Below are 19,712 nucleotides of genomic sequence, written 5' to 3' on the forward strand. Positions count from 1 at the left end.
TCCTTTTGCACACAACCGCATCACCTTATTCGATTTGGTGCATTCCCTGTGGTTCGATTCGGTATACTCGGATGCAGTGATTCAGTGTGAACCGATTCGCCGGAGGTGCGATAGCATATGCCGACCATCAAGGAGATCGCCGATGCGACCGGTAGGGGAAAGTCGACCGTCAGTCGCGCAGTCAAGGAGCTCGGTTTACGCGAGGACGGCCACGCCAAGCCCGATGGAGCCCGTGGAGCCCTGATCATCGACGCCGAAGGCGCCTCGCTGCTCGCCGATTACCTGACCAAAAACGTCGAGAACAAACCAGGTGCCACCACAGGCACCGACGACAGAACGGAGGGCAACACGGCAGCTGCCCCATCTGTCGATATCGACGCGATCGTCAGCGTATACAAGGAGCGCATCGACGACCTGAAGGCACAGATCGAAACCCTGCACGCGCAGCTCGCCGCCAAGGACGCGCAGATTCACGAACTCGCGACCGCACTCGACCACGCACAGGACGCCGCAAAGGAAGCTCAGGACGAAACAAGGCGCTCGCACGACCGCGTGCTGCTCATGGCGAGCGCGGGCGTCTGGGAACGCCTGACGGGCTTTAAGGGCCTGCTGGAGTCGGGAGAGTGAATGTAAAATAACCCCTGGGGTTATTTTACATTCGAGGATCCTCGATAAGAAAAAACCTCGCCGTGGCGAGGTTAAATGATCCTATGGTGGAGGTTAGGGGGATCGCGTCCGGCTGCGCCGTCCGCAGCTTCGGGCGCTGGCGCGCCCTCGCACGCTCGCTGGCAAACGCTCACGCGTTTGCACAGTCTCGCGACCTCATCGGTTCGATCCCCCCGCACGGTCCCCAGATAAGAAAAAAACCTCGCCCTGGCGAGGTTAAATGATCTTATGGTGGAGGTTAGGGGGATCGAACCCCTGACCTCAGGCTTGCAAAGCCCGCGCTCTCCCAGCTGAGCTAAACCCCCATGTAGTAATAAACACCCCAGCGGCGACTCGGCTCTCGCTGGGGTGTTTATTGCGAAAGAAGGTGGTGGACCTGACAAGATTCGAACTTGTGACCTCCCGGTTATCAGCCGGACGCTCTAACCAACTGAGCTACAGGTCCATCGCGCTAGGAAATAATAGCCCAGAGCGGGTCCGCGCGTCAACATCTTTTTTCGAAGAATTCCAACATCGTGAAGAGAACGTGCAAAACCGCATGTCATCGATATTTTGGGTACTATAACGTACCGGATTTGCGCGATTGTCTCGCATGTACTTGCACATCGAGGAGGTGCCACGATGATTCGCGTCGATATCGAAACCATTATCATGGCCGCCGGTCCCGTCCCATCCGTCATCGTGCTGCGCGAGCGTGGCAACGACGACGCCTCGGATGCCCCTTTGCGCGCCCTCTCCATCCAGACGGGTTCGTACGAAGCCGCTGCGATCGGACGCGGCGTCGACGGGGACGACGGCTCGCGCCCCATCACCCATGACCTCATGGTCGACACGATCCGCGAGCTCGGCGGCAAACTGGAACGCGTCGAGATCAATCGCGTGGACGCTCCGATTTTCTACGCAACGGTCGTCCTCGCCGACCAGGATTCCCACGAGAAGCGCGTCGACGCTCGCCCCAGCGATGCGCTCGCGCTCGCCGTCCGCTCCAACGCCCCCATCTACGTCGAAGACGATGTCATGAACCGCGCCGGAAACGTCTCGTACCGTGGGGAAGAAGACAGCGAGAAGGAGCTTGAGCGTTTCGACGAGTTCGCACGCTCCGTCTCGCCTGACGACTTCTAACGGACCGAACCGCGACGCAAACGTAAGCGTGCCCGGCTTCGCACGATGACGCGAAGCCGGGCACGCTTTTCTAGGGAGGCCATGTTAGCCCCTTCGTCAACCGAACAGCGCGGCGATGGCACCCGAGACGCAGAAACCAAAGGCTGCTCCGACAGCCAGGGCGATAATGGCCCACCCGATAGTTCGAATCGTCTTCATCCACGAAGGAATAGCACGCTCGCGGCGACCGCGCTCGGTGTTGCGATCGACCGGCTCGCCGCGCCAATAGGACAGAATCTCTTTATAGGTGATTAAGTCATGCTGCTTCTTGATGCGATCAACCCAGATTGCCGCAAACATGGAGATGCCCCACATCACCAGCGCGATAACTATGGTGGGAATCGCATGGTCTAGAGGCCAATCCCACACGGCAACTTGAAAGGTGAACCAACCGCACGCGAGAATCGTGAGGATGAGAAACACCAGCATCACGTTCCCCAACCGCTTCATGGTGCGGACGTCTGAATCAACCGTCCTCGTCATGGCTTCCACATCTCCTTTGATCAGGCTGTCCACAGACACATCGAAGGTCTCGGAAAGAAGCAGCAGACTCTGGACATCGGGATAGGTCTTGTTGTTTTCCCACGAGCTGATCGTCTGGCGCGAAACGTAGATACGTGCCGCCAAGTCATCCTGAGACATACCGGCATCCGCTCGGCAACCCTTGATACGATTCCCGATCTCCATGACCCTCCTTTCCCGTCGACCACGATGTGTCCCGTACACCATCGACGTTGCCATGACGCGCCGCATCGTACCATCAAAGGGTGCTGACACGAGGGCACGGAGGGCTCGATCGCACCGTCAAATGTTTTTGACGGTGCGATCGAGCCCTCCGTGCAGTGACCTGCGCAAAATAACCCCTGGGGTATTGTTACGCAATGCGTCTCGATGTAGAAAAACCCCAGGGGTTATTTTACGCGACTGCACCGAACCACAGAACATTGCGTTCGATTCATCGAATGGAGAGCATCGCATCATTGACTCGGTCGTGTTCGCGGCTCGACGAGCGCACCATACCGCACCGGAGTATCGAACCAGCGCTCCTCTGATTCGATCAGCATGACATCGACCGCACCGAACAAAAGAGGGGAGGGGCGTTTCCGGTTCGAACCACCGAAAACGCCCCTCCCCGATACGGAAACCGGATTTGAAAGCCGTTACTCGTCCATCAGATCCTCGAGCGCCTCATCGCCGCTGCCGATGTCGACGTGATAGTCATCGCGCGGGGCCTCCATGGCGCCGGCGGCGGCGAGGTCGAGCGATTCCTGACCCTCGGCGACAGCCGGGGCCTTGGCCTTCTTCTTCGCGCTCGTCATACGCGCCACGGCGGTCACGCGATCGCCGTCGGACACGGACATCATCTTGACGCCCTGGGTAGCGCGGCCGGTCTTGGAGATCTCGTCGGTCTTCACGCGGATGACCGTCGCACCTTCAGTGATGATGAACAGCTCATGCTGTGGGCCGACCGTCTTCATCGCCGCCAGATTGCCCTTCTTCTCGGTCATCTGGATGGTGTAGACGCCCTGGCCGCCACGGTTCTGCTCGGGATAGTCGGCAACGGGGGTGCGCTTGCCGTATCCGCGCTCGGTGATCACGAACAGGTCGCCGCGGCCGTTGGAGATCTCCATGCCCAGGACCTTCGTGTCGCCCTTCATGGTGATACCGCGCACGCCGCTCGTATCGCGCCCGGTCGCGCGCACCTGCTCCTCGTTGAACATGATCGCCTTGCCGGCGGTGGTGGCAAGGATCACCTTGTCGTTCTCGCGTACGCGGCGTACGTCGAGCAAGTTATCGCCCGCTTTGAGGTTGATCGCGATGATACCGTCGCGACGGCTGCGGTCGTACGCGCTCATGACGGTCTTCTTGACCATGCCGCTCGCCGTGGCGAACATGAGGTACTCGTTATCGGGGAACTCGCGGCAGGAGATGACGCTCGCGATCTTCTCGCCGTCCTCGAAGGGCAGCAGGTTCACGATCGCGGTGCCGCGCGCCTGGCGCGTACCGACCGGCAGCTCGTGCACCTTCAGACGGTAGACCTTGCCGCGGTTGGAGAAGAACAGCACGTACTCATGGGTGCTTGCGATGAACATCTCCTCGATGACATCGTCTTCCTTGAGGTTCGCGCCGGTCACGCCCTTGCCGCCGCGCTTCTGCGCGCGGTAGGCGGCGACCGGGATGCGCTTGACGTAGCCGGTGTGCGTGATCGTGACGACCATATCCTCATCGGCGATGAGGTCCTCGACGTCCAGATCCTTTTCGGCAGCGCAGATCTCGGTGCGGCGCTTGTCACCGTACTTGCGGGCGACCTCGCGCATCTCATCCTTGATGACTGCGAGGATCTTCTCCTCGTGGGCCAGCAGGTCCTCGTAGTAGGCGATGGCGCGGCGCAAGCCGTCCAGCTCCTCCTCGATCTTGTCGCGCTCCAAGCCGGTCAGACGGCGCAGCTTCATCTCGAGGATGGCCGAGGTCTGCTCGGGCGTGAACCCGAAACGCTCGATCAGGCGCTCGCTCGCCTCGGCGTCGGTACGAGAGGAGCGGATGATCGAGATGACCTCGTCGATATGGTCGAGGGCGATCAGGTAGCCCTCGAGGATATGTGCGCGCGCCTGGGCCTTCTTGAGGTCGAAGCGGGTGCGACGGGTGACCACGTCGACCTGATGGTCGATATAGCAGCGCAGCATCTCGCGCAGCGATAGGCACTTGGGCACGCCGCCCACGAGCGCAAGGTTGTTCACGCCGAAGGTGTTCTGCAGCGATGTGTACTTGTACAGGTTGTTGAGCACGACCTGCGGGATGACGCCCTTCTTGAGCTCGATGACGAGGCGGATGCCCTTCTGCGTGGACTCGTCGCGCATGTCCGAGATACCCTCGATGCGCTTCTCGTTGACGAGCTGGGCGATCTTCTCCTGCAGCGTACCCTTGTTGACCTGATAGGGGATCTCGGTGAACACGAGGCGGTTGCGCCCGGTCTTGGTGGACTCCACATGCGCCTTGGCGCGGACGGTGATCGAACCGCGGCCGGTCTCATATGCCTGACGGATGCCGTCCGAACCCATGATCTGCGCACCGGTGGGGAAGTCCGGACCGGGCATCGCGGTCATGAGCTCGTCGACGGTGGCGTCGGGATTGTCGATGAGCATGCAGGTGGCCTCGATGGCCTCGCCGAGGTTGTGCGGTGGGATGTTCGTGGCCATGCCGACCGCGATGCCCGACGAACCGTTGACGAGCAGGTTGGGGAAACGCGCCGGGAGCACCTGGGGCTCGGCGAGCGACTCGTCGTAGTTGGGCTGCCAGTCGACGGTATCCTTCTGCAGGTCGCGCAGCAGCTCCATGGCGGGCTTGGCCAGGCGACTCTCGGTGTAGCGCATGGCGGCCGCGGAGTCGCCGTCGATGTTGCCGAAGTTGCCGTGGCCGTCGATCAGCGGGGTGCGCATGGAGAACCACTGCGCCAGACGGACCATGGTGTCGTACACCGCGGAGTCGCCGTGGGGGTGGTACTTGCCGATAACCTCGCCGACCGTCCAGGCCGACTTCTTGTGCGGGCGGTTGGGGTAGATGCCCGACTCGTTCATGGCGTAGAGGATGCGGCGGTGCACGGGCTTCAAGCCGTCGCGCACATCCGGCAGGGCGCGGGCGGTGATGACCGACATCGAGTACTCGATGAAGGACTGCTTCATCTCGCGACCGAACTCCGATACCTGGAGCTGGCCACCGTTGATGTCCTCGCCGGCGGCCTCACCGCGGTCGACCGTCCCGAAGCTCTCCTCGAGCTCGCCCTCGTCATCGGCTTCCTCGTCCTCGTCGACGGCGTCGGGGTCATAACCCACGGTCTCGCCGTCCTCGTTTTGCGTCTCCGCGCGCGCGAGCAGGCGCTTCAGGTCATCGGGCAGACCCTCGCCGCCATCGCCGGCGCCCGGCGTGTTGTTCATATCTTCGGCCACGTACTACCTCCTGTGGTTCGGTCGCGGTTCAGTGCATTCATCGACAAGAAGCGACAAGTTTGTACCTGGCACCATCTTGTCGTTCGGGTCTCCCGGGTACCCGAAGTTACGCGTCGAGGAAGCGGGCATCGTGCGCGTGCTTCTCGATGTACTCGCGACGGAACTCGACCTGGTTGCCCATGAGTTCGCGCACGGCGCGATCGGCGACGGCGGCATCCTCGATGGTCACGCGCTGTAGGATGCGCGTCTTGGGGTCCATCGTGGTCGACGCGAGCTGCTTGGGATCCATCTCGCCCAGACCCTTGTAACGCTGGACGGTGTAGCCGCGGCGCTTCTTGGTGATCTTGCCGTCGGCAGCTTCGTCCTCGCCCTCGTCGGGATTGAGACCCAGGCTCTTGATGGTGTCGCGCAGGATCTCCTCCTCGGGCTGACGGCCGTTGGGGTAGACGTAGTGGATCTTGTTGCGCACCTTGATGCCGAAGATCGGCGGGCACGCCACGTACACGTAGCCCGCATCGATGAGCGGACGCATGTACTTGTAGAAGAACGTCAGCAGCAGGATACGGATGTGCGCGCCGTCGACGTCGGCGTCGGTCATGATGATGATCTTGTGGTAGCGCGCCTTGGTGATATCGAAGTCCCCGCCGTCGCCGGAACCCGTCGTCACGCCGCATCCGATGGCGGTGATGAGCGACTGGATGGTGTCGGAGGAGAAGGCACGATGGTCGCCGACGCGCTCGACGTTCAGGATCTTGCCGCGCAGGGGCAAGATCGCCTGGATATCGCGGCGACGGCCGTCCTTGGCCGAACCACCTGCGGAATCGCCCTCGACGATGAACAGCTCGGTCATCTCGGCGTCGCGCACCGAGCAGTCGGCGAGCTTACCGGGCAGCGATGCGGTCTCGAGCAGGCTCTTGCGGCGCGTGGCCTCGCGGGCCTTGCGGGCGGCGTTGCGAGCGCGATTGGCCTGCTGCGCCTTCTTGATGATCTCGCGCGCCTGCTTGGGGTGCTCCTCGAGGTACTCGGCCAGTCCCTCGGACACCACCTTGCGCACAAGCGTGCGCATGAAGGAGCTGCCGAGCTTGGCCTTGGTCTGACCCTCGAACTGCGGGTCGGCGAGCTTGACCGAGATGACGGCGGCCAGGCCCTCGCGGACGTCGTCGCCGCTGAGCTTATCGGTATCCTTCTTGAGCAGGTTCTGCTTATGGGCGTAGTCGTTGATGACGCTCGTGAGCGCGGTGCGGAAGCCCTCGAGGTGCATGCCGCCCTCGGGGGTGTAGATGTCATTCGCGAAGCTCATGACCGTCTCGGAGTACGAGGTGTTCCACTGAAGGGCGACCTCGACCTCGCCGGTGCGCTCGACGGGCGCGTCGGGCTCGGAGGAGCCAGCGAGGTAGATGGGCTTCTTGAGCCCGTCGGGGATATCCTTGCCCTCGTTCAGGAACTTGACGAAGTCGACGATGCCGCCGGCGTAGCAGAACTCGTCCACACGCGGGGCGAGCTCGCGCTCGTCCTTGAGGATGATCTTCAGGTTCTTGTTCAGAAACGCCGTCTCCTGCAGACGGTTGCGCAGGGTGTCGTAGTCGTAGACGGTCGTCTCGAAGATGTCGTCATCGGGCCAGAAGGTCGTGGTGGTACCGGTGGTCTTGGACTTGCCCACCTCGATCATCTTCTGCGTGGTCTTGCCGCGCGAGAACTGCATCTCGTAGATCTTGCCGTCACGGCGGACCTGGACGACCATCTTCTTGGACAGGGCGTTGACGACCGAGACGCCGACGCCGTGCAAGCCGCCCGAGACCTTGTAGGCCGAGTTGTCGAACTTGCCACCGGCGTGCAGGATGGTCATGACGACCTCGAGCGTCGGGATCTTCTTGACCGGATGCTTGTCCACTGGGATACCACGGCCGTTGTCGACGACCGTGATCGAGTTGTCGGGATGGACCGTAACCTCGATCTTGGAGCAGAAGCCCGCCATGGCCTCGTCCACGGAGTTGTCGACGATCTCCCACACCAGGTGGTGCAGACCGCTGGAACTCGTGGATCCGATATACATGCCCGGGCGCTTGCGGACGGCGTCGAGACCCTCGAGGATCTTGATCTCGGAACCGCCGTACTCGTTCTTCTTCGCCACGCACATCTCCTTATCTCAAGAAATGTCCTTAACCTTCGATATTTTAGTTGATTGGGGAGGGTATGTTCCCACCATTCGCATACCCCTACAAGACCATCAGATGCCCTTAAACGCCTAGTTGCGACCATCCTTGGTTATTTTGTGCTCAAGACTCGCTTTCATCGCCTTTTTGAGCGCATCGCGCAAACGCGCGTCCTCGATGGGCGCGACCGTGGCGTCGAGCCTGCGGTCGGCGGACTCGCTCAAGGGATGCCGGGGCGCAGGACCCTTCTTGGCGGGGCGGGACGGTCCGGATGACGAGGTTTTCGTCGAAGGGGTCGATGCCGTGTAGCCGGGCTTGGTGAGCTGCACCTTGATCTGGGCGATATCGACGCCGAGCCGGTACATCCGAGCGCGGATGATCTCGCGCATCATGGAAAGCTCCGCCACCCATGCCGAACCGTCGGCATACACGATAAGCTCGTTGTTTTCGGGGACGTAGTGCAAGCCGGTCACATGCGCGCCCTCGCGCGTGCCGGAGCACACCTCGTTCCACGCCCGATACACGTCGCGTCGTGCCTCCGCCGCGCGCATCTGCCCGCGACGGACCTCGTTCGCACCATCCATGATGCGACGGCGCTCCGCGGGAAGGAAGTCCGCCAGGCTATGGGTCTCACCCGTGCGCTTCGACCGCATCATGCCGGCTCACCACCCCAGGCACCCTCGGCGTACGCACCGATTCGCACCACACGGGCGCGCAAGAGCAGCTCATCGGTGAAATAGCCGAGGTTGGTGGTGGTGATGACGGTCTGGATCTCACCGGCGATGAAGCGGACGACCGCCTCGCGGCGCGATGCATCGAGCTCGCTCATGACGTCGTCGAGCAACAGCAGGGGACTGTAGCCCAGGATGTCCCGCGTGACCTCGACCTCGGCGATCTTCCATGCGAGCACGAGGCTGCGTTGCTGCCCCTGACTTGCGAACGAACGGGCGTCGCGTCCATCGATCAAAAAGACGACCTCGTCGCGGTGCGGTCCCACGAGCGTCATGCCGCGGCGAACCTCCTCGTCACGCGTCTCGGCAAGGGCGGCGGCGAGGTGCCGCGCGACCGCGTCACGGTCACGTGCCGAATCGGTCGGGATATCGCCGACCGAGGCGCGATAGCGCACGTCGACCGTTTCACGTGGAGCGATGCTCGCGTACACGCGCACGAGGTGCTTGCGAATGCGCTCCAGCAGGGCCAGCCGATGCACGAGCACCGCGGCGCCCGCGGCGACGATGGTGTCGTCCCACGCCGCAAGAAGATCGCGCGAGGCGAAGCGGTCCTTAAGCAGGTTGTTGCGCTGCTCGAGGGCGCGTTCGTACGTCGACACGAGCTGGGCGTAGCTCTGATTGAGCTGCACGCCGAAATCATCGAGCGCGGCGCGGCGGACGCGGGCCGAGCGTTTGATCATGTCAAGATGGTCCGGGCAGAACAGTACGCTCGGCAACACCCCGCGGATATCGGCGGCACGGACCTTCTTGCCGTTGCGCATGAAGGTCCGCCGACCGCGCTCGGAAACCATCGCCATATCGAGATGCCGACCGTCCCCCTCGAGGGAAAGCGAGATATCCGCCCGCGCGGCACCATCGCGGACCACATCGGCGGGGGAGGGACGACGGAACGACGACGCGGCGGTCAGGAGCTGAAGCGCCTCGACGAGGTTGGTCTTCCCCGCGGCGTTGGGACCGACGAGCACGGTAATGCCCCGCTCGAGCACCAACTCGAACGACTCGTAGCTGCGAAAATCATGTGCGACAAGACGCTGCGCGTAGACGCCCACGGCGCATCACCCCCTCACTCCAACTCGCCGATATCCCTCGCGCGTGAAATCACATCACGCCCGCTGTCCCGATTTTCCTTAGCCCCTTTTTGGGACATTCTCGCACGGGCGGTTAGATGCGGACCGGCATGACCAGGTAGAGGTAGTTGATCTTGTCGTACGCCTTGAAGATGCCGGCCTGGCTGTAGGACTGCAGCTCGAGAGTGAGCTCCTTCTCGCGGGACAGCACGTTCAGGCAGCCGAAGATGTAGTGGTAATTGAACGCGATGACGCCGGATGCGCCCTCGACCTCGACGTCGATCGTCTCCTGAGCGCGATCCTGGTCGTTGGAGATCGCCGATAGGCCCATGGTCCCCGTCTCGGCGGAGATCTCGAACTTCACGGCGGAGTTCGCCTGGGCGACGACGGCCACGCGCTTGAGCGCCGCCGAGAACGCGTCGACATCGATCTTCACCGTGGTCGCGCAGGCCGCGGGCAGCAGCGCCTTGTAGTTGGGGTAGGTTCCCTCGATACGACGGGACACGTACGTCGTGTTGCCGGCGGCGAACACGACCTGCGTGTCGGTCGAACCGATCATGATGGTGCTCTGACCGCCCATGATGCTGAGCGCGTCGTTGAACGCGTCGGCGGGGACGTTCAGGGCGAAGCTCCCCTCGAGTGAGGAGGTCTCCACCTGCGTATCGCACACGGCGAGACGATAGGAATCGGTCGCGACGAGGCGCACGGTATTGTTCTCGACGGTCATGTACACACCGTTCAGGACCGGACGGTTCTTATCGGTCGAGGTGACACGCCAAACGCGCGAGACCATCTCGCTCAAGATGTCGCACGGCAGCTCGACCGAGCGCTCGAGCGCGATGGTCGGAAACTCCGGGAAATCCGTCGGGTCGAGCGTGTTGAGCTTGAAGGAGCTCTTCTCGCAGGTGATAGACACCTGGCGGTCGACGACCTCGAACGACACCGGTGCGTCGGGCAGGGTCTTGGTGATGTTCGACAGCATCTTGCAGGGGATGACGATATCGCCCTCTTCCTCGACGCGGGCGGCGATGCGATGGCGGATCGAGATCGTGTAGTTGGACGTATGGAACTCCAGGACGCCCTCGGTCGCTCGAATCAACACGCCGGACAGGATGGGAAGGGTGCTGGCACTCGCCACACCCTTCATGACGATCGCGAGCGCTTCGGCGAGAGCGGGCTGGCTGACGGTGAATCTCATGTGCGCGTCCCTTTCTTTCTTCTCTGTATATATATCTAACAAAATAGTAGTAATAAGACGGTCGATAGGGTGGAAAAACGGAATCGTGCCTGATGAACCCCTCTGTTTCCGTTCGCAGGACACGGTGGAAAACAGAGGTCGTTATCCACCTGACCGGCGTGCGTCCACGCCTCTCCACGGAGTCCTTTCGGTTCTCAACGGCTTTTCCCCAAGGTGTCCCGCGGTTTTCAACAGTATCAGGATTTGATCAGGATGATGTTCTTGAGTTGCTGGATCTCCTCTCGGAAGCGCGTGTCCTCCTTCATCTTGGTCTCGATCTTCTCGATGCTATGCATGACGGTCGTGTGGTCGCGTCCGAACGCGCTGCCGACCGCCTTGAGCGACATCTCGCACATGGAGTTGACGAGATAGACCGCGACATGGCGTGGGAACACGATGTTCTTGGAGCGCTTGCGCCCGATCATGTCCTCGTGGCTCACGTGGTAGAACTCCTCGACCACGCTTTGGATGGTGTCCACCCGTACGACCTTGTGGGCCGTGTCGAAGTACTCGTCGGCGATGGCGTCGATGTCGGTCGCGGTGAGCTCGGCGCCCGCCTGCTCCTTCTCGTAGGACAGTCCCGCGCAGCGCTCGCAGAAACTCTCGAGTTCGCGGATATTGTTGCCCGAGATCTCGGCCATGTGGCGCAGGTGGTCGTCGCTGAGCTTTCCCTCCTCGAGGGGGATGCCGTCCAGGATGGATAGGTCGGCGCCGGAAAGCTGCGCGTTGGATCCCGCGCAGATGATGTTCTCGTAGTAGTACTTGAGGATGCGGTACTTGGTCTCGAAGGTCGGCTCGGATACCAAACAGAGCATGCCGGAGTTGAAACGGCTGGTCAGGCGCTCGTCCATCCCGAGCTTCTTGGGAGCGCGGTCGCTTGCGATGACGATCTTCTTGTTCTCGCGCAAAAACTCGTCCACCAGCTGGAAGAAGAACTCGATGGAGGCCTGGCGCCCGATGATGTTCTGGATATCGTCGATGATCAGCACGTCGGCGGCGCGGTACTCGCGCATGATCGGCTCGCCCGGGCCGCGCTGGGACCCCAGATCGCGCATGTAGTCATCGATGTAGGCCTGGCTGTTGGCGTACTTGACGCGGATATAGGGCTTCTCGGCGGCGAGGTAGTTCTTGATGGCGAACAGCAGATGGGTCTTGCCCAGTCCCGAGTTGCCGTAAATGAACAGGCTCGTGCATTGGCCCGGATCGTCGGCGAACGCCGCGAAGCGCACGGCGGATTGGTAGGCGTGGCGGTTCTCGTCGCCGAGCACGAAGTTGTCGAAGGTGAATTTCGAGTTGATGCCGACGGAGGGGTATTCCTCGCGCGCCGGCATCTCCGCGGGGTTTCCCCGGGGTGTCGCCGCAGGCTGGACCTCGGCGACGGGCGCGCCTTTCATCTGCGCCATCATGCGACGGAAGGCCTCGGGTGACATGGTGTTGGCGACCTTCACCTTGCGTTCGCCGTCCTCGCCGGCGGCAAGCTTCGGCCCGCCGCGATGGATGCGCTGCTCGTCTAGCCCGCTTCCGTCGTCGGTCGCGCTCGGGGCGGTCTCGGTGGCGATGGGGCCATCCGTTCGCGAATTCGGTGCCGCCGCGGGAGGTTGCGGTACGGTTATGGTCAGTGCGAGCGGCGCGAATGCGATCTCCTCGAGGTAGCGCTCGATGACCTGGCGTTGTTTGACGAGATACGAGTACGCGAAGCGACTCGGCGCTTCGATGGTCAACGCGTCGTCGGTGAGCTCGCAAGCGCGCGCACTTGCGAGCATGTTGATGAGCCGCGCGTCGAGGCCGTCGCGCGTGCAGCACGCGATGGCGTCGTCGAGCAACAGGGTCGCCTCGTTATCCATGCGTCACGTCGCCGCCTTTCGTCTGTCGGTTCTGCTGTATCCAGAGGTTTCCCGCTTCGGTGGGGAAGCGCTTTTGCCCGCGTTTGACCACGAGGCCCGCGCGCCCGAGCGCGTCGAGCTCGCGCGACCACGTGGGCGCCGAGGAGCCGTATGCGCCTGCAAGGTCGGTCGGTCCGCAGCTGCCGTGCATCGCGAGATATTCGAGCGCCATCGCCCCGCGTTCGCTGACGAACGGCTGCTGGGACGGCGTTTGCGGCGTTTGCGGCGTCGCCCCCGGCCATGTCTGGCCATATCCGCCCGGCGTCTGGGGTGGCCAAACCGCGCCGGCGGCTTGGGGCATCGACGCCACGCCGGGGTATGCGCCGATGGACATCGGGTAGCCGTAGGGCGAGGTCGCCTGCGGCGCCGGATACGCGCCTGCCATCTGGTACGGGTAGGCGCCGCCGGCGTTTTGCGGCCACGCCCCGTTCGGTGCGGGAGCAGGTGGATACGCGGGCGCCTCGTAGCCCGTCATCCCGCTCACCGGCGTCGCGACCGGTCCTGCGCCGCGCACGGCGGCACCTCGTGCCCCCGCGCCCTCGATCTCGGCCACGCGGGACGGGTCGATCGACACCGTGACCACGGTGCCCTGATGGAGGTTGTCCTCGATCGATATCGCTCCGCCGGCATGCTCGAGATACTGCTGCACCATGGGGAATCCGGCACCGGTGCCGCGGATATAGCGCTTCTGGTTGCGATCGGCGCTCGTGACGCCGAACTCGAACGCGCGCTCCTTGTCCTCGATTCCGGGGCCTTGGTCGGCAAACCGTATCGTGTTGCCGTCGTCGAGGATCGAGATGATCGGCTCGACGAAGTCGGCGTGGATAAAGTTCTCCACGATCTCGCGGATGACCATGAGCGAGATGCCGCCACCCTGTTCCTTCATGCAGCGATAGACCGTGTTGGTGATCTCTTCAAGGTAGGCTCGCACGTCCTTGGGGGCGATCACGAGGACGCGCGGCGTGGAGAGCATGTCGTCGTAGACGGCGATCCTCGTGGCGAAGCCCGCCTGCTCAACCTCGGTGCGCATGGGTCCACCTGCGGTTTTTCCGTCGCCATCATCCATCGACGCCGACCCGGTGAGGTGGGTGTTGTCGGGGGCGGGATCGCCCGAATCCACGAAGGGGTAGAAGTCGTCAGGCATCGGGAGTCGCAATCTGTGGACGGTGTGATCGAACCACTACAGAATATCATCGCGAGCAGCCTCCTGCACTTTTCAACAGCTTTTCCTAATTTGTTGAAAAGTTCGGAAAAGTGGCGAAAAGTTATTAACAATTTCCACTCGACCTGTGGAAAACCTGATGAAAGAATATGAAAGAATCTGAGACGGGAAGGATATGGTCGTGCGTCGACATACCGACCGTGAAAAGGTTGCGTGCTTTTGCGGGTCGTTCATTGACATTCGCGCACTATATTCCCTACAATCTGTAAGCTCACGTGTCTATATCGTGCGAACAGCACACTAAATGTAGCAGGAGGACATCTACCATGAAGCGTACGTATCAGCCCAACAAGCGTAAGCGTGCCAAGACCCACGGCTTCCGTGCCCGTATGGCCACCAAGGGCGGCCGCGCCGTGCTCGCTCGTCGTCGTGCCAAGGGTCGTCATCGTCTGACCGTCAGCGACAAGTAGTCGCATGCGTCTCGCATGAGGACGATCAAGTCCCATCAGGACTTCGAACGCGTATTCCATCAGGGGAGAAGCTTCAAGCATCCGCTGATGCGCATGATAGTGTGCGATGCTCTTTCGGAAGGCGACTCGGGACGGGTCGCCTTCGTTGCAGCAAAGCGCCTCGGATGCGCGGTCGTTCGCAATCGTTCGAAGCGCGTGCTGCGCGAAGCCGCGCGCGCCTGTGCGTTTCCGCGCGACGGATTCGATGTGATCCTGTTCGCGACGCACAAGACCAAGACGTCCTCACCCGACGAGATGCAAGCTGCGCTCAGATCGCTGTGCAGGCGGGCGGGCATCCATGAACAAACGAGGTAACTCAGGTGCGCACCTGCCGCGACGCTGCGCCGTCGCAGCGGTGCGCTTTTACCAACGGTATATCTCGCCGCTCTTGCCCGCATCGTGTATCTACAGACCGACCTGTTCGCAGTATGCCGTCGAGGCCATCACCTCGTACGGTGTGATGAAAGGTTGCTGGCTTGCCGTCCGGCGCATCCTGCGATGCAATCCGTGGCGTGCCGGTGGCTATGACCCCGTGCCATAAGCACGATTCGTTTACCGGAGGTTTGTTCACATGTGGGACTGGATCGTTGAAATCCTCTTCCAGGTTCTGAGGCTTATCCAGGGCTTTGCGGTCGACTGGGGCCTGTCCATCATCATCTTGGTCGTCATCGTGCGTCTGCTGCTGACGCCGCTGATGATCAAGTCCTCGCGTTCCACCGCACGCATGCAGGTGCTTCAGCCCAAGATGCAGGAGATCCAGGCGCGCTATGCGGACGATCCCCAGCGCCAGGCCGAGGAGATGCAGAAGTTCTATTCCGAGAACAAGTTCAACCCCTTCGGTAGCTGCCTGCCGCTCCTGATCCAGATGCCCATCCTGTTCGCCCTGTTCACGCTGCTGAACAATCTGCCGAACTACTTCTCGGGCGAGAACTTCTCATTCTATCAGATCCTGCCCGACCTGACCACGTCCGCATCGAGGATGTTCGGTCAGGACCTGGGCGCTTCCGTGCCCTACCTCGTCGCGCTCGTGCTGTTCGCCGTGCTCACGCTCGTGCCGCAGCTGTACATGTCGCGCAACCAGACGGGCGAGCAGGCTTCCTCCATGCGCATGATGGCCGTCGTCATGTCCATCATGATGCTGTGGATCGGCTGGGGTCTTCCCGCCGGCGTCCTGCTGTACTATGACGTGTCCTCCGCCTGGCAGGTGGCTCAGCAGCTGTTCGTGACCCAGAAGGTGATCGAGAAGGCCAAGGCCGAGGAAGAGGAGCGCATGCAGAACGCTCCGATCGAGGTCGACGTCGTGCGCCGCGAGCGCAAGCAGCGCCCGCACAAGAAGAAATAGTGGTTCTGTCACTATTTAGGTACCTAACTAATGGAGTGTGCCATGTCTGACGAGATTCAGGAGATCGAGGAATCTCCTACTGGGGAATATGCTGCGATTGCCGAACGCTACAAGGCTGGCGAGGAGTTGACCGACGAGGAGCTCGACACAATCGCCGATGTTGCCGTTTCGGTCCTTCGCGACCTGCTGTCCTTCTTCGATGCCCGTGAGTCTCCCATCGATGAGTACGAGGGGGATGAGGGGGAGCTTATCCTCGATGTCACCGCTCCCGACCTCGCCGTGCTGATCGGTCGCCATGGGCGTACGCTCGAGTCGCTCCAGACAATCTTCTCGCTGTTGGTAAGCCGCAAGCTTGGATTCCGTTTTCCTGTTGCTGTCGATGTCGAAGGCTATAAGAGCCGTCGACATGACAAGGTTATCTCCATGGCTCATTCTGCTGCCTCTCGTGCCGTTCGCCAGCACGGCACGGTGAGCCTGCCGCCGATGAGCGCTTATGAACGTCGCCTGGTGCATATCGCTCTTCGTGACAACGTCCGCGTCGATACGCACTCCGAAGGTGCGGAGCCTGAGCGTCGCGTTGTCATCACGCTTGTGTAAGCGCTGTTTCCAACGATGTTTTGAGGGCATGTCTTCGACATGCCCTCTTTTTTGTCTCAAGTTCTTGATACACTGGTTTCAGTCGCCAGTGCGGAAAGGTTGCATGATGAGTGATACACAGTCACGTACGATCGTGCTTGAATCTCTTGAGTCCGATAGACCGTTTATCGATAAGCTTGCTGATGAGCTTCAGGAGCTTGTTGACACCCATCAAATCGATGTGTCCCATGATCAGCTCGTTCGCTGCGTTGAGCATCTGTGCTATGTGGAACAGGTTAATCGCTATATTAATCTGACACGTATTTCAGATATGGAAGATGCACTTGTCCTCCATATTCTTGACTCGCTTCTATTCCTCCCGTATCTCAGTGACTCGTCTGGTTCTTTTCTTGATATCGGGACAGGCGCTGGTTACCCTGGTATTCCGCTTGCACTTTGCAGTTCCCTGACCGGCGTGCTTCTCGATTCGGTCGGGAAGAAAATTCGCGCCGTCCAAGCATTTGCGAATGAGCTCGGTCTCTCATCTGTTCTATGCGTCCATGATCGTGTCGAAGATTACGCCCGCGCTCATCGTGATTCATTTACATATGTCGTTGCTCGCGCTGTTGCACCGATCTCCGTTCTGATCGAGTATGCTACGCCGTTGCTGTGCAAGAACGGGTTGCTTGTCATCTCGAAGGGTCAGCTTACGCAAGATGAGTTTGATACGGGTATGAAGACTGCTCGAATCTGCGGCCTTCAGCTTGTCCAACATGATACTTACGAGCTTCCACGAGAGATGGGTCATCGCGAGCTGCTCGTCTTTGCGAAGAATCGTGTATCATCCGTTAAGCTTCCGCGTGCTACCGGCTTAGCCCGTAAACAGCCGCTCGTCTGATGTTTCACGTGAAACAATCGCTTCGATTCAGTTTGTCATCGCATTAGAATTGATGGTGTGGATTCGGTTTGCATCGTGTTTTTGCTACGCATGCGCATTGCAATAGTATCTCAGCTATTCAGTACAGTGTTGCTGTGGAAGGTTGAATCAGGCAATAGTAATATCAATTCTGGGTTTTTCGATCGTCATGCTAAAACCAAACACAACTGATCTGAGCGGATCGCAAAGATTATCTTGATAATTGGTTTCACGTGAAACATAATGCTGATTAGATAAGCATGTGAAGCCTACTGCAGTATGGAAGCAGGCGGTTTCACGTGAAACATCATTCACTCGAGACGTACTATAGATGAACTTTGGAGGGTGAAGTGGGCTTTCGTGACGTGAAACGTTCGAAACGAGGAATTTCAACGCGCATCATTTCAATCATTAATCAGAAAGGTGGCGTTGGGAAGTCGACAACAGCGGTAAATCTTGCAGCCGCACTGGGAGAACTGAACTATAAGGTTCTCGTAGTCGATTTTGATCCACAGGGAAACACGACAAGTGGCTTCGGTATAGAAAAGGAACAGCTTGAAAACTGTGTGTATGACGCGCTTCTTCACGATGTTCCCGCTGAGGATATCATTCAGAGCACCGAATGCCCTAAAGTCTTTGTCGTTCCTGCGACGATTCAGCTTGCCGGCGCGGAAATCGAGCTTGTGTCAACAATGGCACGTGAAACGCGACTTAAGGATCTTCTGGATCCCGTAGTTGATGATTTCGACTTCATCTTTATCGATTGCCCGCCTTCACTTGGCCTGCTGACCATCAATGCGCTGACGGCAGCAGATAGCGTTTTGATTCCGATTCAGTGCGAGTACTACGCGCTTGAGGGTGTTACGAAGCTACTGGAGTCCATGCGGATGGTAAAGGGGCGTATCAACAAGAATCTCGATACGTTCGGTGTCTTACTGACGATGTACGACTCACGTACCTCGCTTTCGAATCAGGTCGTGGAGGAAGTGCAAAACTATTTCGGTGACAAGGCGTTCAAGACTTGTATTCCACGGTCAGTCAAAGTGTCTGAAGCGCCATCGTTCGGTATGCCGGTTGTTACCTATGCTCCAAACAATAAGGGTGCACAGGCGTATATGAAGCTTGCGAAAGAGGTGGTCCGTCGTGCCTAGTCCGAAGAAGAAAGCTCTGGGACGCGGTTTGGGCTCTTTGATTCAGGAAGCACAGACCGAAACTGGAGCGACAGCAGCGGCAGAGAATACCGTTTCGATCGAGCAGATCCATCCGAACCCGAATCAGCCTCGAACTCATTTCAATGAAACCCAGCTTCAGGAGCTCAGTGAATCGATTCGTCTGAATGGTATTCTGCAACCACTGCTCGTTCGCAAGGACAAAGATGGCTACGAGATCATTGCCGGCGAGCGTCGCTATCAGGCTGCTAAGATTGCCGGTCTGACGGAGCTGCCGGTTATCGTGAAGGACGTCGATGATCAGCAGGTGCTTGAACTTGCGCTGATCGAGAACCTTCAGCGTTCGGATTTGAATCCAATCGAAGAGGCGAAGGGGTATCGCCAACTTATCAAGGCAAGCGGCATGACGCAGGAGGCATTGTCAAAAGCTGTCTCCAAATCACGTTCTGCGATTACCAATTCGCTTCGCTTGCTTGATCTGCCTGAGGTCATCCAGGATATGTTGTTCGAGGGCAAGCTTACTGCAGGTCATGCCCGCGCCATCCTTGCTGTACCTTATGAGGATGGTCGCATCAAGCTTGCCGAGAAGGTCGTGGCGGACGGATTGTCGGTGCGTGCGACTGAAAATCTTGCTCCATTGTTTTCAGTCGGAGAGCAGCCTAAAACGCCTCGTCCTGTGTTGCCTCAGTCCTATAAGAAGGCAGCGCGCATGTTGCGGCAGGCTCTCAATACGAATGTCCGTGTCAAATCGTCTCGCGGTAAGAATCGGATCGAGATCGAGTTTAAAGATGAAGATGAGCTCGCGCAGATTCTCGAGCATGTTGTTCATGGCAATACGGATGGGGAGATGAGCGATGAAGCCTAGCGTCGTCGGAATCGTGCTGTCGGGTATTGCGGTTGTCGCCGGAATAGCTGTCGGATATAAAGTTGCAACGGATCCGGAGCTTAGAGGGAGAATCTCGCGCGGTGCCCAAGATGTCTATCAGACATCCAAGCGGAAGGTTGGGGATATGACCGAGGATGTTGCCGTCCGTACGGCGCAGATGACCAAGAACCCCAAGATCAACCAAGAGTGGGTTTCAAACCAATGGAGTAATATAGGATATTAATCTATAAGTAGAATAAAGACTATAGTTAATAAAAGCACCCTGTCTTAATAGTCTATAAGACAGGGTGCTTCTTTTCATGTGGCGCGA

The 19,712-nt window shown here is 59.8% G+C and carries 19 protein-coding genes and 2 tRNA genes; 11 read left to right on the forward strand and 10 right to left on the reverse strand.

Annotated features, from left to right (window positions below):
• Positions 1-117: 117 nt before the first annotated feature.
• On the forward strand, positions 118-627 hold the full coding sequence (locus I6E04_RS06170; protein ID WP_235422320.1) for a hypothetical protein: 510 nt from the start codon (positions 118-120) through the stop codon (positions 625-627).
• Positions 628-895: 268 nt separating this feature from the next.
• Here I6E04_RS06170 and I6E04_RS06175 read toward each other — a convergent pair.
• Both I6E04_RS06175 and I6E04_RS06180 read right to left on the reverse strand, forming a co-directional pair.
• Positions 896-971: transfer RNA gene (locus tag I6E04_RS06175), tRNA-Ala, on the reverse strand.
• Between the two features lie 63 nt (positions 972-1,034).
• Positions 1,035-1,111: transfer RNA gene (locus I6E04_RS06180), tRNA-Ile, on the reverse strand.
• 176 nt (positions 1,112-1,287) lie between these two features.
• Between I6E04_RS06180 and I6E04_RS06185 the strand changes: the two genes are divergently transcribed.
• A complete protein-coding gene (locus I6E04_RS06185) occupies positions 1,288-1,788 on the forward strand; it encodes a bifunctional nuclease family protein (protein ID WP_235422321.1) in 501 nt (166 codons plus the stop codon).
• Positions 1,789-1,884: 96 nt separating this feature from the next.
• Here I6E04_RS06185 and I6E04_RS06190 read toward each other — a convergent pair whose 3' ends face one another.
• From I6E04_RS06190 to I6E04_RS06225, 8 genes are all read right to left on the reverse strand, one after another.
• Positions 1,885-2,514, reverse strand: a complete 630-nt coding sequence (locus I6E04_RS06190; RefSeq protein ID WP_235422322.1) for a helix-turn-helix domain-containing protein — start codon at positions 2,512-2,514, stop codon at positions 1,885-1,887.
• 473 nt (positions 2,515-2,987) lie between these two features.
• A complete protein-coding gene (gene gyrA / locus I6E04_RS06195) occupies positions 2,988-5,759 on the reverse strand; it encodes a DNA gyrase subunit A (protein ID WP_268830364.1) in 2,772 nt (923 codons plus the stop codon).
• Positions 5,760-5,877: 118 nt separating this feature from the next.
• Positions 5,878-7,902 (reverse strand): DNA topoisomerase (ATP-hydrolyzing) subunit B, encoded by a 2,025-nt coding sequence (gyrB, locus tag I6E04_RS06200; RefSeq protein ID WP_235422323.1) that lies wholly within the window; start codon positions 7,900-7,902, stop codon positions 5,878-5,880.
• Positions 7,903-8,016: 114 nt separating this feature from the next.
• Positions 8,017-8,580 carry a DciA family protein gene (locus I6E04_RS06205; RefSeq protein ID WP_235422324.1) on the reverse strand — a complete coding sequence of 188 codons (564 nt, stop codon included), beginning with the start codon at positions 8,578-8,580 and terminating at the stop codon, positions 8,017-8,019.
• The gene (recF, locus tag I6E04_RS06210) at positions 8,577-9,704 is read right to left on the reverse strand and encodes a DNA replication/repair protein RecF (protein ID WP_235422325.1); all 1,128 of its coding nucleotides are present in this window, start codon (positions 9,702-9,704) and stop codon (positions 8,577-8,579) included. Before recF ends, I6E04_RS06205 begins: the two co-directional genes overlap by 4 nt.
• Before the next feature lie 112 nt (positions 9,705-9,816).
• The gene (gene dnaN / locus I6E04_RS06215) at positions 9,817-10,920 is read right to left on the reverse strand and encodes a DNA polymerase III subunit beta (protein ID WP_235422326.1); all 1,104 of its coding nucleotides are present in this window, start codon (positions 10,918-10,920) and stop codon (positions 9,817-9,819) included.
• 236 nt (positions 10,921-11,156) lie between these two features.
• On the reverse strand, positions 11,157-12,803 hold the full coding sequence (locus I6E04_RS06220) for a DnaA ATPase domain-containing protein (protein WP_235422327.1): 1,647 nt from the start codon (positions 12,801-12,803) through the stop codon (positions 11,157-11,159).
• Complete coding sequence (locus I6E04_RS06225; protein WP_235422328.1) at positions 12,796-13,872, reverse strand: ATP-binding protein; 1,077 nt, start codon at positions 13,870-13,872, stop codon at positions 12,796-12,798. Before I6E04_RS06225 ends, I6E04_RS06220 begins: the two co-directional genes overlap by 8 nt.
• A 458-nt stretch (positions 13,873-14,330) precedes the next feature.
• Between I6E04_RS06225 and rpmH the strand changes: the two genes are divergently transcribed.
• The 9 genes from rpmH (at position 14,331) to I6E04_RS06270 (ending at position 19,625) form a co-directional block, all read left to right on the forward strand.
• Complete coding sequence (rpmH, locus tag I6E04_RS06230) at positions 14,331-14,474, forward strand: 50S ribosomal protein L34 (protein ID WP_235422329.1); 144 nt, start codon at positions 14,331-14,333, stop codon at positions 14,472-14,474.
• 15 nt (positions 14,475-14,489) lie between these two features.
• Entirely contained in the window at positions 14,490-14,828 is a 339-nt protein-coding gene (gene rnpA, locus I6E04_RS06235; protein WP_235422330.1) for a ribonuclease P protein component, read from the forward strand.
• Positions 14,812-15,054, forward strand: a complete 243-nt coding sequence (gene yidD / locus I6E04_RS06240) for a membrane protein insertion efficiency factor YidD (protein WP_235422331.1) — start codon at positions 14,812-14,814, stop codon at positions 15,052-15,054. The genes rnpA and yidD overlap by 17 nt, the downstream gene beginning before the upstream one ends.
• A 30-nt stretch (positions 15,055-15,084) precedes the next feature.
• Positions 15,085-15,855, forward strand: coding sequence for a YidC/Oxa1 family membrane protein insertase (locus I6E04_RS06245; RefSeq protein ID WP_235422332.1), 771 nt, complete (start codon positions 15,085-15,087; stop codon positions 15,853-15,855).
• Between the two features lie 42 nt (positions 15,856-15,897).
• Positions 15,898-16,452, forward strand: coding sequence for a Jag family protein (locus I6E04_RS06250; protein ID WP_235422333.1), 555 nt, complete (start codon positions 15,898-15,900; stop codon positions 16,450-16,452).
• Between the two features lie 106 nt (positions 16,453-16,558).
• Positions 16,559-17,329: a 16S rRNA (guanine(527)-N(7))-methyltransferase RsmG gene (gene rsmG, locus I6E04_RS06255; protein ID WP_235422334.1), complete on the forward strand. Its 771-nt coding sequence runs from the start codon at positions 16,559-16,561 to the stop codon at positions 17,327-17,329.
• A gap of 368 nt (positions 17,330-17,697) precedes the next feature.
• Entirely contained in the window at positions 17,698-18,498 is an 801-nt protein-coding gene (locus I6E04_RS06260) for a ParA family protein (RefSeq protein WP_235422400.1), read from the forward strand.
• Between the two features lie 40 nt (positions 18,499-18,538).
• Positions 18,539-19,381: a ParB/RepB/Spo0J family partition protein gene (locus I6E04_RS06265; RefSeq protein ID WP_235422401.1), complete on the forward strand. Its 843-nt coding sequence runs from the start codon at positions 18,539-18,541 to the stop codon at positions 19,379-19,381.
• Positions 19,371-19,625, forward strand: a complete 255-nt coding sequence (locus I6E04_RS06270) for a hypothetical protein (RefSeq protein WP_235422335.1) — start codon at positions 19,371-19,373, stop codon at positions 19,623-19,625. Before I6E04_RS06265 ends, I6E04_RS06270 begins: the two co-directional genes overlap by 11 nt.
• Positions 19,626-19,712 lie beyond the last annotated feature (87 nt).

Source organism: Collinsella tanakaei (assembly GCF_021531055.1).
GTDB classification, from domain to species: domain Bacteria; phylum Actinomycetota; class Coriobacteriia; order Coriobacteriales; family Coriobacteriaceae; genus Collinsella; species Collinsella tanakaei_B.